This is a genomic window from Empedobacter stercoris (assembly GCF_025244765.1).
GTDB lineage: Bacteria > Bacteroidota > Bacteroidia > Flavobacteriales > Weeksellaceae > Empedobacter > Empedobacter stercoris.
In genome coordinates this window covers 73,471-91,036 of record NZ_CP104209.1, presented here as the reverse complement: position 1 = coordinate 91,036, position 17,566 = coordinate 73,471, and the positions used below count along the sequence as shown (strand labels likewise).

Annotated in this window: 8 protein-coding genes, 2 tRNA genes and 3 rRNA genes; 2 read left to right on the top strand and 11 right to left on the bottom strand. The window is 35.7% G+C overall.

All coding sequences use genetic code 11. The features are described 5' to 3' along the window. Window positions 1-37: 37 nt before the first annotated feature. Window positions 38-2,065: a M3 family metallopeptidase gene (locus NZD85_RS00415; protein WP_260542677.1), complete on the top strand. Its 2,028-nt coding sequence runs from the start codon at window positions 38-40 to the stop codon at window positions 2,063-2,065. Between the two features lie 39 nt (window positions 2,066-2,104). Here the strand turns inward: NZD85_RS00415 and NZD85_RS00410 are convergent, their stop codons facing one another. The 9 genes from NZD85_RS00410 to NZD85_RS00370 all read right to left on the bottom strand — a co-directional run bounded on the left by NZD85_RS00410 (window position 2,105) and on the right by NZD85_RS00370 (window position 11,589). Then, window positions 2,105-2,617 carry a GNAT family N-acetyltransferase gene (locus NZD85_RS00410; RefSeq protein WP_260542675.1) on the bottom strand — a complete coding sequence of 171 codons (513 nt, stop codon included), beginning with the start codon at window positions 2,615-2,617 and terminating at the stop codon, window positions 2,105-2,107. A 424-nt stretch (window positions 2,618-3,041) separates the two neighbouring features. After that, a 5S ribosomal RNA gene (rrf, locus tag NZD85_RS00405) occupies window positions 3,042-3,149 on the bottom strand. A 255-nt stretch (window positions 3,150-3,404) separates the two neighbouring features. Next, window positions 3,405-6,189, bottom strand: a 23S ribosomal RNA gene (locus NZD85_RS00400). Between the two features lie 236 nt (window positions 6,190-6,425). Beyond that, window positions 6,426-6,499: transfer RNA gene (locus NZD85_RS00395), tRNA-Ala, on the bottom strand. 16 nt (window positions 6,500-6,515) lie between these two features. After that, window positions 6,516-6,589, bottom strand: a tRNA-Ile gene (locus NZD85_RS00390). A 105-nt stretch (window positions 6,590-6,694) separates the two neighbouring features. Next, window positions 6,695-8,213 (bottom strand): 16S ribosomal RNA (locus NZD85_RS00385). Together the 16S, 23S and 5S rRNA genes with 2 tRNA genes alongside form the textbook arrangement of a ribosomal RNA operon. A 687-nt stretch (window positions 8,214-8,900) precedes the next feature. Then, window positions 8,901-9,323, bottom strand: coding sequence for a hypothetical protein (locus tag NZD85_RS00380; protein ID WP_260542673.1), 423 nt, complete (start codon window positions 9,321-9,323; stop codon window positions 8,901-8,903). A 735-nt stretch (window positions 9,324-10,058) separates the two neighbouring features. Further along, window positions 10,059-10,601, bottom strand: a complete 543-nt coding sequence (locus tag NZD85_RS00375) for a lipocalin family protein (protein ID WP_260542671.1) — start codon at window positions 10,599-10,601, stop codon at window positions 10,059-10,061. A 109-nt stretch (window positions 10,602-10,710) separates the two neighbouring features. Further along, window positions 10,711-11,589 (bottom strand): DUF808 domain-containing protein, encoded by an 879-nt coding sequence (locus NZD85_RS00370; protein WP_225539438.1) that lies wholly within the window; start codon window positions 11,587-11,589, stop codon window positions 10,711-10,713. A gap of 156 nt (window positions 11,590-11,745) precedes the next feature. On the opposite strand from NZD85_RS00370, the gene NZD85_RS00365 reads away from it, so the two are divergent. Continuing rightward, a complete protein-coding gene (locus tag NZD85_RS00365) occupies window positions 11,746-12,459 on the top strand; it encodes an AAA family ATPase (protein ID WP_260542669.1) in 714 nt (237 codons plus the stop codon). Between the two features lie 129 nt (window positions 12,460-12,588). On the opposite strand, the gene NZD85_RS00360 is transcribed toward NZD85_RS00365, so the two are convergent. Then, window positions 12,589-14,268, bottom strand: coding sequence for a RagB/SusD family nutrient uptake outer membrane protein (locus tag NZD85_RS00360; RefSeq protein WP_260542667.1), 1,680 nt, complete (start codon window positions 14,266-14,268; stop codon window positions 12,589-12,591). Between the two features lie 4 nt (window positions 14,269-14,272). Continuing rightward, window positions 14,273-17,371, bottom strand: coding sequence for a SusC/RagA family TonB-linked outer membrane protein (locus NZD85_RS00355; RefSeq protein WP_260542665.1), 3,099 nt, complete (start codon window positions 17,369-17,371; stop codon window positions 14,273-14,275). Window positions 17,372-17,566 lie beyond the last annotated feature (195 nt).

The window sequence follows — 17,566 nt, the reverse complement described above, 5'->3', positions numbered from 1 at the left end:
TAAAACAATTATATTTTAACAAAAAAATACACTATAAATGACGAATCCGCTATTAGAAAAATTTGAAACACCTTTTGAAAGTGCTCCTTTTTCTAAAATCAAAAATGATGATTACAAACCTGCATTTATTCAGGCAATTGATGATGCAAAAGCAGAAATTGATGCCATTACTTCAAATGCAGAAGCTCCTACTTTCGAAAATACAATTGAAGCAATGGAACTTTCGGGCGAAAAGTTAGGTCGAATTTCTTCAATCTTTTTCAATTTAAATTCAGCAGAAACAAATGATGAAATTCAACAAATTGCGCAAGAAGTTTCGCCATTATTATCTGAATTTGGGAATGATGTACGCTTGAATCAAGATTTATTTGAACGAATTAAAGTTGTTTATAATCAAAAAGATTCGCTAAAACTAACAGAAGAGCAAGCTTATTTATTGGAGAAAAAATACAAAGGTTTTTCGAGAAATGGAGCAAACCTGAACGAAGAAGATAAAAATAAACTTCGCGAAATTGATAAACAATTAGCCATGCTTTCGTTACAATTTGGGCAAAATGTATTAGCAGAAACCAATGCATACGAATTGATAATCACAGATGAAAATGACTTGAAAGGTTTACCTCAATATGTCATCGATCAAGCAAAAGCAGATGCTGAACAAAAAAAATACGAAGGGTGGTTAATTACATTGCACGCACCAAGTTACATTCCGTTTATGCAATATGCTGAAAATCGTGAATTGAGGGAAAAATTATTTAGAGCAAATGGTGTAAAAGCTTATCAAAATAATGAATACAACAACGAAGAAAATGTCAAGAATATAGTAAAACTTCGTCAAGAACGCGCTAAAATATTAGGGTACAAAACGCATGCTGATTATGTTTTAGAAGAACGTATGGCTAAAAAACCTGAAACGGTTTTAGATTTCTTACATGATTTATTAACAAAGGCAAAACCTTTTGCTGAAAAAGAAATCAAAGAATTAGCTGCCTTTGCAAAAGAAGTTGACGGGATTGAAACTTTACAACGTTGGGATCATGGGTATTATGCAGAGAAATTGAAACAGAAAAAATTTAGCCTTTCTGATGAAGAATTGAAACCTTATTTTCAATTAGAAAATGTCATTCAAGGTGCTTTTGATATTGCAACAAAATTATATGGTATTACGTTCAAAGAAATTCAGACTATAGATAAATACAATGAGGACATTACGACTTACGAAGTATTAGATAAAAATGGGGAATTCTTGAGTTTATTGTATGCAGATTTCTTCCCACGTTCAGGAAAACGCCCAGGAGCTTGGATGACAAGTTATAGAGAGGCTTCTAATGTACATGGTAATTCGAAACGACCACACATATCAATAGTATGTAATTTTACAAAACCTACAAAAGATACACCGTCATTATTGACATTTCAGGAAGTAACAACATTGTTCCACGAATTTGGACATGCATTACACGGAATGTTACCTAACACAACTTACGAAAGTCTATCTGGAACAAATGTATATTGGGATTTTGTAGAATTACCTTCTCAATTTTATGAAAACTTTTGTTATGAACCAGAAGCATTGAAGTTATTTGCTAAACATTATAAAACAGGTGAAATTATTCCACAAGAATTAATAGACAAAGTGCGTGAGTCTTCTACCTTTATGGAAGGTTATCAAATGGTTCGTCAATTGAGTTTTGGATTATTGGATATGGCTTATCACGCAAATGATTTAGTAGAAATTAATGATTTACAACAATTTGAAAAAGCAACATTCAAACAAACCGAATTATATCCAGAAGTAGATAAAAATATAATGAGTACATCTTTTTCTCATATTTTCCAAGGAGGCTATTCGTCTGGTTATTATTCCTATAAATGGGCCGAAGTTTTAGATGCTGATGCATTTGCCTTTTTCCAAGAAACTGGAATTTTTAACCAAGAAACAGCTCACAAATTCTATCAATTATTATCGTCTGGTGGCACAGTAGAACCGATGAAATTATACGAAGAATTTAGAGGACACAAACCTACAGCTGATGCTTTATTAAAGCGAGCTGGATTAGTATAATTATTAAAAATCCGACTGAAATTTCAGTCGGATTTATTTTTATAGTAATTTCTCATAAGCTTTTCTTGGATCTCCATCGTAATGCACTTCTCCACAATATTTATAACCTAATTTTTCCAAAATTCTCAACATCGAAAGATTGTCAAAATTTGTGTCAACCTTTATACTATGAATGCCTTTAAGTAAAGCAATGTGTTCTACTTCTTTCATAGTCCACGTTCCAATTCCTTTTATCGAAACATCTTGTGCAATAGCCAAACGATGAATAACAAGATAAGGTTTATCGCTTAACCAACTACCTACCAAATTATTATAAGCAGGCTCTTCACGATCAATCAAAGCCAAATACCCAATAATCAAATGGAGTTCATCCACAATAACATATCCATAACCATTGATCAAATCATCCTTTATCACCTCTTTATTTGGATAGCCATTCTGCCATTGCTCACTCCCCTCCTCTTTTCTTTTGTGAATTGCCTGTTGTAGAATATCCCAAATTCTATCCAAATCTACATTTACTGCTTTTCTAAACGAAAGAATTTCTTTCATAAAATAATTTATATACTCAAATATAATATTTTCTGGGCGTTCCCTCGCCAACAAAATTATAATTAAATAGTAAAAAATTCCTACGCTCGGTCGGGCTATCCGCTGCAATCTTTTGTTTGGAGTAACATAGTACCTAAAAACAAAATCCTTCGTCAAACAAAAGGATTTCCACTACTATCCCTAACGCGGGTTATAACTGATAAACATAAGACATAAACAAAATTAAAACTGTCAATCTGTGAGTTTATCGAGGAATCTCTACTATTCGTCATTTCGAGTGAAAATCTGTGATTTTTCTATCGAGAACTTAGACCAAAAGAACGCATTTCAGCTTCGTGAAGCTCTAATATCTAATTACTAACATCTCAAAAAAATCTAAACACAAAAAAAGCCTCAAGAAATAAATCTTGAGGCTTTTGATAAAAACTGGCGACGACCTACTCTCCCGCAATAGCAGTACCATCGGCGCAGGCAGGCTTAACTTCTCTGTTCGGAATGGGAAGAGGTGAGCCCTGCAGCTATAGTCACCCTAATATTTTTAATTAGGTATTAGTTCCTAGTATATCTTGACATTATTAAATGTTGTATTAAGTCTTATGTTTTATTGTATTAAGTGATTACTTAATACTTTTTACATAATACATTTTACAAACTTTTACAATCTGGTATTATATGTTTAATCCAAATAAGATTAACTAACCTTCTCTATGACGATTAAATCAATGTTAGTATTTAATCTTTTTAATTTTTGATATTGCTATCATTATCTTTGATTCGTTGTACTTTTAAGAAAAAGTCTATGGGTAATTAGTACTACTCGACTATGACATCGCTGCCTTTACATCTATAGCCTATCAACGTTGTAGTCTACAACGACCCTTTAAAGAAGTCTAATCTTGCGGCGAGTTTCGCACTTATATGCTTTCAGTGCTTATCTCTTCCAAACGTAGCTACTCAGCGGTGCACCTGGCGGCACAACTGATACACCAGAGGTTTGTTCAACACGGTCCTCTCGTACTAGAGTCAAGTCCGCTCAAACTTCTAACGATCACAACAGATAGAGACCGAACTGTCTCACGACGTTCTGAACCCAGCTCGCGTGCCACTTTAATGGGCGAACAGCCCAACCCTTGGGACCTTCTCCAGCCCCAGGATGTGACGAGCCGACATCGAGGTGCCGAACCTCCCCGTCGATGTGAGCTCTTGGGGGAGACTAGCCTGTTATCCCCGGAGTACCTTTTATCCTTTGAGCGATGGCCCTTCCATACGGAACCACCGGATCACTATGTCCTGCTTTCGCACCTGATCGACTTGTTGGTCTCACAGTCAAGCACCCTTATGCCATTACACTCTACGCACGGTTACCAAGCGTGCTGAGGGTACCTTTGAAAGCCTCCGTTACTCTTTTGGAGGCGACCACCCCAGTCAAACTACCCACCATGCACTGTCCTTCCTAAAAGGAAGTTAGGCTCCAAGTAAATAAAGGGTGGTATTTCAACAATGACTCCACAATACCTAGCGATACTGCTTCATAGTCTCCCACCTATCCTACACATTATTTACCCGAAGTCAATACAAAGCTATAGTAAAGGTTCACAGGGTCTTTTCGTCCCGTTGCGATTAACCGGCATCTTCACCGATACTACAATTTCACCGAGATCATGGTTGAGACAGTGCCCAGATCGTTACACCATTCGTGCAGGTCGGAACTTACCCGACAAGGAATTTCGCTACCTTAGGACCGTTATAGTTACGGCCGCCGTTTACTGGGGCTTCAGTCAAAACCTTCGAGTTACCTCTAAGCTCCTTCCTTAACCTTCCAGCACCGGGCAGGTGTCAGACCCTATACGTCATATTTCTATTTTGCAGAGTCCTGTGTTTTTGATAAACAGTCGCCTGGGCCTTTTTACTGAGGCTGTCATTGCTGACAGCGACCTTTCTCCCGAAGTTACAGGTCTATTTTGCCTAATTCCTTAACCATGAATCGCTCGAGCGCCTTAGGATACTCTCCTCGACCACCTGTGTCGGTTTACGGTACGGGCTGCACATCTCGCTATTTCTTGGAACAATTTTCAGAGGATTATCACTCCAGCCGAAACCTTCGTGTACTATCCCTACTTTACGTAGGTTCAACGTACTATTCCGTCAGTACGCACCTCCTACAATCATTCGTCACTTTTATTGAGTGCAGGTACGGGAATATTAACCCGTTTGCCATCCACTTCCCCCAAAGGGTGCGTGTTAGGTCCCGACTAACCCTCAGCTGATTAGCATAGCTGAGGAATCCTTAGTCTTACGGCGAATAAGTTTCTCACTTATTTTATCGTTACTCATGCCTACATTTTCTTTTCTAAAAGCTCCACCACCCATTACCAGGTGACTTCTGCGCCGTTAGAATGCTCCCCTACCAGTACATCTAAAAGATGTAATCCATAGCTTCGGTAATATGCTTATGCCCGATTATTATCCATGCCGGATCGCTCGACTAGTGAGCTGTTACGCACTCGTTAAATGAATAGCTGCTTCCAAGCTAACATCCTAGCTGTCAATGCAATCCAACCGCGTTTTCTCAACTTAGCATATATTTGGGGACCTTAGCTGATGGTCTGGGTTCTTTCCCTCTCGGACATGGACCTTAGCACCCATGCCCTCACTGCATAGAAACATATATTAGCATTCGGAGTTTGTCAGGAATTGGTAGGCGGTGAAGCCCCCGCATCCAATCAGTAGCTCTACCTCTAATATACTTAACTATACGCTGCACCTAAATGCATTTCGGGGAGTACGAGCTATTTCCCAGTTTGATTGGCCTTTCACCCCTACCCACAGGTCATCCGAAGACTTTTCAACGTCAACCGGTTCGGTCCTCCACTTTGTGTTACCAAAGCTTCAACCTGCCCATGGGTAGATCACAAGGTTTCGCGTCTAATACTACTGACTATAACGCCCTATTCAGACTCGCTTTCGCTACGGCTCCGGACCTGAAGTCCTTAACCTTGCCAGCAACATTAACTCGTAGGCTCATTATGCAAAAGGCACGCCGTCACACTTACGTGCTCCGACCGCTTGTAGGCGTACGGTTTCAGGTTCTATTTCAACTTTCTATTCGAAATGCTTTTCACCTTTCCTTCACAGTACTAGTTCACTATCGGTCTTTGAGGAGTATTTAGCCTTGGAAGATGGTCCTCCCATATTCGGACAGAATTTCTCGTGTTCCGCCTTACTCGTTATCAACATTATAAAAATTTCACTTACGGGACTATCACCCTCTTCGGTTAACCTTTCCAGGTTATTCTGTTATCCTTATAAAGTCTTTAGGGCTAATCCGCGTTCGCTCGCCACTACTTACGGAATCTCAATTGATTTCTTTTCCTATTGGTACTTAGATGTTTCAGTTCCCAACGTTCGCTCTGCTTACGCAGTGACATGTCTTCAACATGCCGGGTTGTCCCATTCGGAAATCTTCGGATATAATGTGTATGTGCCACTCCCCGAAGCTTATCGCAGCTTATCACGTCCTTCATCGCCTCTCAAAGCCTAGGCATCCGCCGTACGCCCTTTGTAACTTTTTTCTCGATTTAACCGTCATATTTATGAGCGGTTATGTTAATCTTACTCGTTTTATTGATTAATTGTATACCTTTTTAAAACTTTTGTATTTATTTCTAAATCTGTTTGTTTTTGATTGTATGCGATTATAATTATTAAATTATAATCTGTTTCTAATAATGTCAATGAACTCTTCTGTTAATTCGGAAATGTGATAATTTGCTAATTAGCTAATTAAATAATTCTCAAATTAAAATCGTGGAGAATATCGGAGTCGAACCGATGACCTCTTGCGTGCAAGGCAAGCGCTCTAGCCAGCTGAGCTAATCCCCCTCTTTATGTTATTTAGTAGTCTCAGGCAGACTCGAACTGCCGACCTCTACATTATCAGTGTAGCGCTCTAACCAGCTGAGCTATGAGACTCTTTAATACTCTTAAAGAGTGGTCTATATTTATAGTTTATACAGAATAAAAAGCCGAATCAAAATCAATCTTCTAATTAATAGAAGAAAATTCGTCGTTCTCTAAATATGAGATGTTCCAGCCGCACCTTCCGGTACGGCTACCTTGTTACGACTTAGCCCTAGTTACCAGTTTTACCCTAGGCAGCTCCTGTTACGGTCACCGACTTCAGGTACCCCCAGCTTCCATGGCTTGACGGGCGGTGTGTACAAGGCCCGGGAACGTATTCACCGCATCATGGCTGATATGCGATTACTAGCGATTCCAGCTTCATAGAGTCGAGTTGCAGACTCCAATCCGAACTGAGATAAGTTTTCGAGATTCGCATCCTATCGCTAGGTAGCTGCCCTCTGTACTTACCATTGTAGCACGTGTGTAGCCCAAGACGTAAGGGCCGTGATGACTTGACGTCGTCCCCACCTTCCTCGCGGTTTGCACCGGCAGTCTCATTAGAGTCCCCGTCTTTAAACGCTGGCAACTAATGATAGGGGTTGCGCTCGTTGCAGGACTTAACCTAACACCTCACGGCACGAGCTGACGACAGCCATGCAGCACCTTGCATTCTGTCCGAAGAAAAAACTATTTCTAGTCCTGTCATTATGCATTTAAGCCTTGGTAAGGTTCCTCGCGTATCATCGAATTAAACCACATGCTCCACCGCTTGTGCGGGCCCCCGTCAATTCCTTTGAGTTTCATTCTTGCGAACGTACTCCCCAGGTGGGATACTTATAACTTTCGCTTAGCCACTGAATCCGAAAATCCAACAGCAAGTATCCATCGTTTACGGCGTGGACTACCAGGGTATCTAATCCTGTTCGCTCCCCACGCTTTCGTCCATCAGCGTCAGTTAATGTTTAGTCACCTGCCTTCGCAATTGGTGTTCTGCGTAATATCTAAGCATTTCACCGCTACACTACACATTCCAGCAACTTCAACATTACTCAAGACTAACAGTATCAATGGCAGTTTCATAGTTAAGCTATGAGATTTCACCACTGACTGATTAATCCGCCTACGGACCCTTTAAACCCAATAAATCCGGATAACGCTTGCACCCTCCGTATTACCGCGGCTGCTGGCACGGAGTTAGCCGGTGCTTATTCTTCTGGTACCTTCAGCTATCTACTCGTAGATAGGTTTATCCCCAGATAAAAGTAGTTTACAACCCATAAGGCCGTCTTCCTACACGCGGGATGGCTGGATCAGGCTTCCACCCATTGTCCAATATTCCTCACTGCTGCCTCCCGTAGGAGTCTGGTCCGTGTCTCAGTACCAGTGTGGGGGTTCACCCTCTCAGGCCCCCTAAAGATCGTCGACTTGGTGAGCCGTTACCTCACCAACTATCTAATCTTACGCATGCCTATCCTACTGCGATAAATCTTTCAAAACTCCATAATGCTATGAAATCTATTATAAAGTATTAATCCTCCTTTCGAAGGGCTATCCTTTTCAGTAGGGCAAGTTGCATACGCGTTACTCACCCGTGCGCCGGTCTCTAATTCCCGAAAGAATTATACCCCTCGGCTTGCATGTGTTAGGCCTCCCGCTAGCGTTCATCCTGAGCCAGGATCAAACTCTCCATTGTAAATTATTTTGTTTAGTCTATAAGACTTATGTTTTTACAACTTCGAATTTCCTTAAGCTCCATTATTCAAGGATTGACTTCGTTATTATTCGGCTTATTTTTTCTTCTGTATATATTATAATTTCAAATGAACTTCTCAGTTTATAACTTACAAAACATCGCTGTTTCTGTAAGCGGTTGCAAAGGTAAAACTTATTTCTTAACTACCAAATTTTATTTTAAAAAATTTAAAGTTTTTATTTCAATAAGTCAATTTACTTCGCAGCAAAATCACTCTCGTTATTTGCGGTAGCAAAGGTAAAACTTATTTCTAATTCAACAAAATTTATTTTTAAAAATTTTGTCGCTTGTTTTACTTTATGTCAACTACAATACTACTCGTCTTTCGTATTGGGATTGCAAATATACAACCCATTTTTCCGAACTTCCAAACACATTTTACATTTATTTTACTTTATATCCCTAACTAACTGTTATGACGGGAAATATTTTTTGAGAATTTTAGATTTGAGAAACTAGATAGTAGATTTCTGACTCGAAAATATCGTTTTTACTACAGAAAATGAGTAGATATTATAAGCAGTTTTTTATTCATCGTTTCCAATGTAGCTCAATTCTTTGTTTTTTTGTCTAACTGAAATCGAAAATTGGAGTTGTGCAACAGTTACCCTTATTAGCAGAAGTTTTTTATTGAATTTTTATATATTGGTATTTATGTCCAAATATATTGCTTAATCCTTTTGTTAGTGACTTGTCAACAATGCGTTTTTTAACTTTTCCTTTAATAGTGATGAAAATTTTATCGTCTCCAATCTTATATATTTTTTTAGCTACAGAACTTGCTGTTAATTTAGGGTTAAGTTTTATTGCGTTTTGGTATATATCATCTTCAGCTAAAAATAAATAATCCTCGATTATTTCATATATACCAAATGTTTCAAAGTATAGATCATATTCGTTTGTTAGCTTAAATGTTCCGTCATCAAACAAAATTATACTTTCGTACAATATTCCACTTAAGTTCATCCTGTATTCAGCTTTTACATTTTGTGCATTGACTGAAATGGTAAAAAATGTCAGTATTATCAATAATAGCAATTTTCTATTCATGTAGGTCGTTTTTTAAAATTTCTACTAACGTTTCGGCGCTTGACGAAGGTGTGACTTCTATCACTAAACTTCAAACAAAGCGCGAAGTTCAAACTTACGAAAAAAACTTTATACAAAATACGAAATAGCTACTTTTACCAAGTGTTTATTAGTTGTAGTTATTAGTTTTCAATTATAATTTTTTACACCAATTTTCTTGTGATGATTCACAATTTTTTTTAGTTGATTATCACACTTATTACCAATTTCCAGAAGTTTTTCTCCATTTATTTTCATTTAGGATATCACCCAATTTAAATCGTTCTTCTTTGATGTTAATTTCACCAATTACCATTGATTCTTTTCAAAATCATAAATTGGAATAAAATTAAATGTATAATCAATAAATTTTTCATTTCTGATTTAGCTTTTTGTAAAAAAAAGTAGTTTATTTCGTAAATCTAAAATGATATTAATTATTTCAAAAAGCTAAAACCTAAGTTATTCTCCTCAAAATAAGAAGCAAAAAATTGTGGATTTGTAAATTCTATATTACCTATTTTCAGAGTTGAATTTGGAAAGAAATATTGTATTATTTAAGTTCTTACTACACCATGTAAACCTACAGTTGACCCTTCAGTTAAATAAGTAAAATTTTCATTTCTGATTATAAATTAGACAAATTTATAATCAGAAATGAAAAGATCCGAGTTGCATCCTGTATCAGTTTTTTCAGGACGGACAATTCTATATATTTTATTTTGCAATTGGCACCTGAGATGGCCAAATTAATTTACTTGGATCAAACCCTACTTTCTTTGCAGAATCTAAAAATCGATCTTTTACTTTATCCGATATTTCTTTTTTACGCGATAAAATCCATAGCTTTTTATAATCTTCGCTTGCAACTAATGCATTATTATAGTCTTTATCGTAATCAATTACATATAATTTTTTAGCAAAAATAGGTAAGAATGTTGTTGAAAATAATCCAACATTTTCGATATCTTGTGTTGCAATCCCTTCAATCTTACTCCACCCTTTTTTCTTTTTATCATATCCACGTACAATCACTCCCAAAGAACCATTTTCTTCGTTCAAATTAAAACGGTGCGTTACATTCGTATGACCTTTTTGTACTTTGTTTTCTAAACGAGCAATTTCGTACCAACGTCCTAAAAACTCGTCTAAATCAAAGTTTTGTACTGGTTTATATTTAATATTTTTTTTGTTGTGATTAACGATATAAGCCGTTGTCCCTATCGCAAGTGCAGCAAGAGCTAATTTTTTAAAATTCATTCACCTAAAATGTTAGGATGCAAATGTATCAATAAAATTGATGTAGAATTGAATAATGCTTGAATAAAATTTACAATAAATCAACCTCTACATTCATTTATATTATTTCCTAATGAGCTTTACCCAAACCAAATAATTTCTTAAAAATCGTAACAATTAGCACGACAAACAAACCTGCTATTAAAGCCACTAAAGCTTCGCTAATCATAGCTGGAATTGAAGTTGGAATTAAATGATGTAAGTATTCAATATTATGAACAAATATTTGTCCTGAAACCAATAGTAACGCAATCGTACCAACCACACCCAAAATCTTGATCACATAAGGGAGTGCGCTCACTAAAAAGTGTCCCATTTTCGAAACCATTCCTTTATCTTCGGAAGCTTTGATCAATCTAAATCCAGCATCATCCATACGAACAATTAACGCTACTATCCCGTATACTCCTAAAGTCGCAATAATAGCAATGATTGAAACAGTCAAAACCTGTGTTATCATTGGTTGCTCTAATACAGTACTTAAAGCTATTATCACAATTTCTATGGAAAGAATAAAATCTGTAATAATTGCAGATTTCACTTTCGATTTTTCTGATACTTCCTTGTTGTCTTCTGCTTTATCTTCCTGAATCACTTCTGTACCTTTCTTGGCACGATGAAAAATATATTCAATAATTTTCTCAACACCTTCAAAAGCCAAATAAAAACCACCTAAAATCAATACATATTTAATTGCTTCTGGCAAAAAGTGATTCAATGTTAAAACAATTGGAACAATAATTAATTTATTGATAAACGAACCTTTTGTAATGGCCCATAAAACTGGAATTTCTCTCGAAGACAAAAAACCTGTCGCTTTTTCAGCATTCACCGCTAAATCATCGCCTAAAATCCCTGCTGTTTTACTCGCTGCAACTTTACTTGTTACCGCTACATCATCCATCAAAGCTGCAATATCATCTAATACTGCAAATATTCCTGAAGCCATATTATTGTTGTTTTTGGTTTGTAAATGTAAAGAATATTGATAATTCAATCGAAATATTTTAGAATTAATTAAATAGAAAAACCTCAACTCTTTTTTGGATTTAAAAATCGAGTTTCGAATTAAAAAAGTTTAATTTTGAAATTTGAAATACTTGATATGAATATTTACGATTTGATTGTTGATGATAAAGAAGAAATTTCTTTGAATGATGTTTTTTTAGATGAGCAAAATCTTGCCCAAGTAAAACAATTAATCAAAGAAAATCGCTATATAGAGGAATTAAATAAATATAATTTACCCGTTAACAACAAAATTTTGCTGCATGGTTTTTCGGGATGTGGAAAAACAACTACTGCAAAAGCGATTGCAAATGAAATTGGAAAACCTATATTGATTCTCAATTTAAGTAATATCGTTTCGTCACGAATTGGAGAAACTTCACAAAATATTCGAATGCTTTTTGATAAAGCTGCTCGCGAAAAAGCTATTCTTTTTTTGGATGAATTTGATCAAATTGGAAAAGCACGCGGAAATGACGACAAAGATGTTGGTGAAATGAGGCGATTAGTGAATACGGTTATTCAACTGATAGATTATTTACCTCAAAATTCGTTGTTAATCGCAGCAACCAATCATCCGCATATTATAGACGTTGCCTTATTAAGAAGATTTCAATTAAAAATTGATTTCAAAATACCTACAACAGAAATGTTAGATACGTATTACGATAAACTTTTAAGTGAATTACCCAAAGATATACAGTCGCTTCATCGAAAATACAATATTTCTTTTGCAGAAGCAAAAGACTATGCGCTTACAAATGCTAAAGCATTGTTGATAGAAAAATTAGAACGACAAACTAATTCTTAATTGAATGAAATATTAAAAAACACAAAAGCTACTCAAAAAAATGAGTAGCTTTTCAATTTAGTCAATTCTTTTAAATTTTTTGAAAAACGCTATTCTATTTTCACACCATATAAAAAACTTTTGTCATCATTAATAACCAGGATTTTGTTTTATATTCGGATTAATCGAAATTTCCTTGTATGGAATTGGCCATAAATATTGACGTTCGTTAAAGTTTCTTGTTGCTAATTTTTTAACTAATCCTTGATTGTACAAGCCCTTTAAGTCTACCAATCCATTCTCATCAATTTCAGGAGTTGAAGGGAAAACCCATAAGCCCTTATCAACTATTTTAGATTTTAAAGCAGCTGGATCTAAGAAACCATAATTATCTATTGTTAATGCTTCATCTGCTAAATCCCAACGAATCAAATCATCTAAACGACGATTTTCCCAAGCAAATTCCATTCTTCTTTCTGCACGAAGTGTTTTTCTAAGTGAAATTTGATTATCCATCGTCACCGCAGGAAAACTTGTTTCATTTTTATATGCTCTTTTTCGAACTTGATTAATTGCTTCAATGGTAGATTGATCAATTTCATTTAGCTCAATTTTTGCTTCCGCATACATCAATAAAACATCAGCATATCGCATGATAATAATATCTGTATCGGCTTTATAATCATCAGACCAATCAACATCAACACCTTTTTTTAGGGACAATCCATTGTAAGAAGCATACGTATCAACAGCTCTTGTGTCACTATTTTTGACCATAGAACCCGTTGTTGTATTTAATACAGTTGTTGCATATGGATTAGGATTGTAGATATACCCCAAAAAGTCTGAACCAAATTCTACAATTGTTTCTTTTAAACGTGGATCACGATTTTCGAATGGCTTTTGTGGATTATATAAAGGCGATTCATCAATAGGTTTTCCATCAGAAGCATAAAAAGAAAAGAATAAATCCCACGAAGGTTGCGCTGTTGCTGTTCCTCCTGCATTACGTGGAATAAAATTTTTAACTGATAAATCTTCCCCTAATTCTGTAGAACGTGGTATGGAGAAAATTGTTTCTACCGCATTTCGTGTACTTGATTTAAAATATTCTCCAAAATCTGGATATAACGAATATTGATTCAAATCCATACAAGCTTTTGCTGCATCTCTTGCTAATGCATAATCTTTAAAATATAATGCATATCTTGATTTAAATGCTAAAGCTGCTCCTTTTGTTGCTCGAGCAAATTCATTGCTTGCGTATGATTTTGGTAAATTTTCTGCAGCAAAATCTAAATCTTTATAAACTTGTGCAATCACTTCTTTTTTATCTGTTCTTCCTAATTTGAACGCATTATCGATATCTAACGTGTTCGTATAAAAAGGTACATCTCCCCAAAGAAAAACTAATCTTGCATATGCATTCGCACGCATAAAACGTGCTTCAGCTTCGAATTGTAATTTCTTAGGAGTTGAAACAGTGTTATCTGCCTTTTCTAAGTTTTCTAAAATTGTATTGGCTCTTGAAACAGCTTTGTACAAATTTTTCCAATTTAATTCTGCTACACTCCAAGTAGATGTGATTGTACCTGCAGCATAATCATTCATCGTTTGACGTTGCGACCAATTGTCAGTCATACGCTCGGCGCGCCAATTAATTTCTGTATCCCATGCGTATTGACGATACAAATCATTTAATGATAAATTGATTTCACTTTCGTTAGAATACCAGTTTTCACTTGACCCTTCTGACAAAGGGTTAAGGTCTAAATCTGCACAAGAAGTGAAAGAAGCAAAGATTGATAAGGCAATTATAATTTTTTTCATGATGTTAGAATTTTACAGATAAACCAAGGGTGAACGAACGACTGATATAAGTATTATAATTTACTTCAGGATCCCAACCTTTTGGAAAACTATCAATCGAGAATAAATCATTTCCAGAAGCAAATACACGTAAACTCGAAATACCAACTTTATCTGTTAAATAGACAGGTAAAGTATAACCTATCGTAATATTTTTCATACGGAAATAAGACCCTTTTCTCATCCAAAAAGTAGAAGTTTCGTAATTATTATTTTCAGCACCAACATTTGATAAACGAGGGTATTTAGCTTTCATATTCTCTTCTGCAGTATTGTAAACACTCCAATAATTACCATAGATAATTCCAGATGGATTTGTCCAAGAACTTTGAAAAGGTTTCATGAATTGAGTTGATAAATACGCATTTTGTTTTCCTACACCTTGAAATGTCATAGCAAAATCAAACCCTTTGTACGCTACATCTAGTGTACCTCCAAATAAATATCTTGGTAAAGAACCTCCTAATAACTGACGATCATATTCGGGAGAAATAATACCATCTGCCACACCATCTGGCCCACTAATATCTTTATAACGAATATCCCCTGGTTTCACATTTTTATTTAAGGTGGCAGAATTTGCAACTTCATCTTGCGTTTGGTAAATACCTTCTGCAATATAACCATACCATTCTTTGTATTGACCACCTGCCATAATTGCTTGAGCATCATCAAAAACAATCCCTCCTAAATCTCCCATAACTGATTTTGAATCTGAAAGATTTAATGCAATTCCATATTTAAAATCATTGATTCTATCTCGCCAAGAAATCGAAAAATCCCAACCTTTTGTATACATAGACCCTGTATTTTGTTGGGGATTATCATAGCCGATATAATCTGGAATTTCAAGCTCTAACAACATATCTGATGTCTCCTTTTTGTAATAATCAAAGGTTACATTTAATCTATTTTTGAAAAACTGCGCATCTAAACCAATGTTTTTTGTTTCAGTAACCTCCCACGTTATATCTTGTATAGCATAATTTACTTGCGCTGCCGTTGTTCCTGAAACAACTTGTCCACCCATATAAAATAATGCATTCGAAAAATTAATAGACGACTGATAAGGATAGTATCCAATTCTCTCATTACCCAATTGCCCCCATGAAGCACGAACTTTTAAGTACGATAAAAAATCAACATCTTTCAAGAAACTTTCTTCTGAAACTGCCCAACCAGCAGAAATAGAAGGAAATGCTCCCCAACGATGATCTGGATGAAAACGAGAAGACCCGTCGTAACGAATATTGGCTTGTAAGAAATATTTATTCGCATAATCATACATCACTCGTCCAAAATACGATCGATAAGAAGTTTCGTAAGCGCTACCATTTGCTTTTTGGAAATCGGTTGGAGCTAAATCTAAATAAGGAAAATCCATTAATTCAAAATAATCACCTGTGGCTTTTACCAATTCATTTTTCGTGTAAAAATCTTCATAACCTACCAAGGCATTTACCGAATGTTTACCAAAATCATTTTGATAATTTGCTAAAAATTGTTTCGTTAAAGCGACCTCATCTGTGCGATATTCAGCTAAATTTGTTGTTGCAAATCCACTCATATACCCCATAAATACATTTGGATCTTCTGGTGAGTAATACGGTATTTGTTTTACAAATTTTTTACGCTTATTAAAGCTCACATTCGGTGCAACAATCGCTGATAATTTCAAACCTTTAACAGGTGTATAGTGCATTGCAACACGTCCATTCAGAACATTTTTCCATGTATTATCTGTACCTCCATAATGCAATTTAGCATAAGCATTAGAACCTGTTTTTCCATCAGCAATACGTCCATCTTCCCAAAAAGCAGCGTATATTGGAGCAAAACGAATTGCTTCCCAAATAGGATTAATATTAGGGCTTTCTTCTTTTGAATAGACATAACTCATATCAAAATCAGCTGCTAATTTATCCGAAACTTTATACGTATTATTCACACGAGCCATTAAACGTTTATAATGTTGATTCGCATAAATTTCGCCCATATTATCATAACTAATTGATGCTCTTGTCGTCGATTTATCATTTCCAGATGTTAATGATATTGCATGACTCTCTTTGAACGCACTATTTTTTAACAACAATTTTTTCCAATCTGTCAAAGGATAACGGTTAGGATCGTCTTGATGCAATTGATCATAATTATGTATTGTTTCTTGGGCATAAATGGAATGTTCAGAAGCTGATGCATTTCCAGTATCATTCCAAGCGAATTCGTTCATCATTTCCATGTAACGCTTCGCTCCTACTGTAGTAGGAAAAGTAGTAGGCGTGATCCATGTCATCGCATTTTGATACTCAATATTCGTTTTTCCTTTCGCTGCTCTTTTTGTCGTGATCAAGATTACGCCCGAAGCAGCACGAGCTCCATAAATAGAAGCTGAAGCTGCATCTTTTAAAACAGTTACATCTTCTATATCATTTGCATTTACATCATCAATACTTTTTACAGGAACACCATCCACAATGACCAATGGTGAAGTATCTCCAATAGAAGTAATTCCACGTACAACAATAGTTGCAGATGCATTAGGCGAACCACTATTTCGTGTAACCATAAGACCAGGCATAGAACCTTGTAGAGCTTGTGAAACATTCGTAGAATTACGTTTTGCAACTTCTTCGCCTTTAACATCCGAAACTGATCCTGTTAAATCCTTTTTCTTCGCTGTACCGTATCCAATTACGACAACTTCATCTAACGAATTTGTTTGTTCTGGATGAAGTGAAATTTGAATCGGAGAATTTGTCGCAAATTGTTGTTCAAGACCAGAATACCCATCAAAACTAACGGTCAACGTCAGGTTTTCCAGAGTTGTTTCTATATTTAAATCTCCGTTAATATCTGTATAAAATGTCTGATTAAGCTCTTTTACAACAACTTCTACATCAGCCATTCCGTATCCATTTTCATCAATTACTTTTACAGGAAAATTACCTTCATCAGAAAGTTGTTGAATAGGATTATTAAACGATCGGATTGTAGAGATTTCTTTTGCTTGTAATGAGAGAAGACCACCAAATAAAAGAAGTGGAATAGTTAATCGTTTCATGTCCATGTTTGTTTGTCGCGAAATTATATGGTTTATTGCAGAAACATATTAACTTAACTTTAACCGTTTTTTTAAGTAATTGTAAACGACTTTAAATAATCGTTAATTCTATATTGTTAATTTTGAAAATTTCCTATTTATCCTTATTTAATAGCATAAAAAAAGGTAGAAAATCTACCTTTTTTATTTTTTCTT

Coding starts and splice junctions, on each gene's coding strand:
- NZD85_RS00360 (WP_260542667.1), bottom strand. CDS start 14,268: ATGAAAAAAATTATAATTGCCTTATCAATCTTTGCTTCTTTCACTTCT.
- NZD85_RS00410 (WP_260542675.1), bottom strand. CDS start 2,617: ATGAAAGAAATTCTTTCGTTTAGAAAAGCAGTAAATGTAGATTTGGAT.
- NZD85_RS00365 (WP_260542669.1), top strand. CDS start 11,746: ATGAATATTTACGATTTGATTGTTGATGATAAAGAAGAAATTTCTTTG.
- NZD85_RS00380 (WP_260542673.1), bottom strand. CDS start 9,323: ATGAATAGAAAATTGCTATTATTGATAATACTGACATTTTTTACCATT.
- NZD85_RS00370 (WP_225539438.1), bottom strand. CDS start 11,589: ATGGCTTCAGGAATATTTGCAGTATTAGATGATATTGCAGCTTTGATG.
- NZD85_RS00375 (WP_260542671.1), bottom strand. CDS start 10,601: ATGAATTTTAAAAAATTAGCTCTTGCTGCACTTGCGATAGGGACAACG.
- NZD85_RS00415 (WP_260542677.1), top strand. CDS start 38: ATGACGAATCCGCTATTAGAAAAATTTGAAACACCTTTTGAAAGTGCT.
- NZD85_RS00355 (WP_260542665.1), bottom strand. CDS start 17,371: ATGAAACGATTAACTATTCCACTTCTTTTATTTGGTGGTCTTCTCTCA.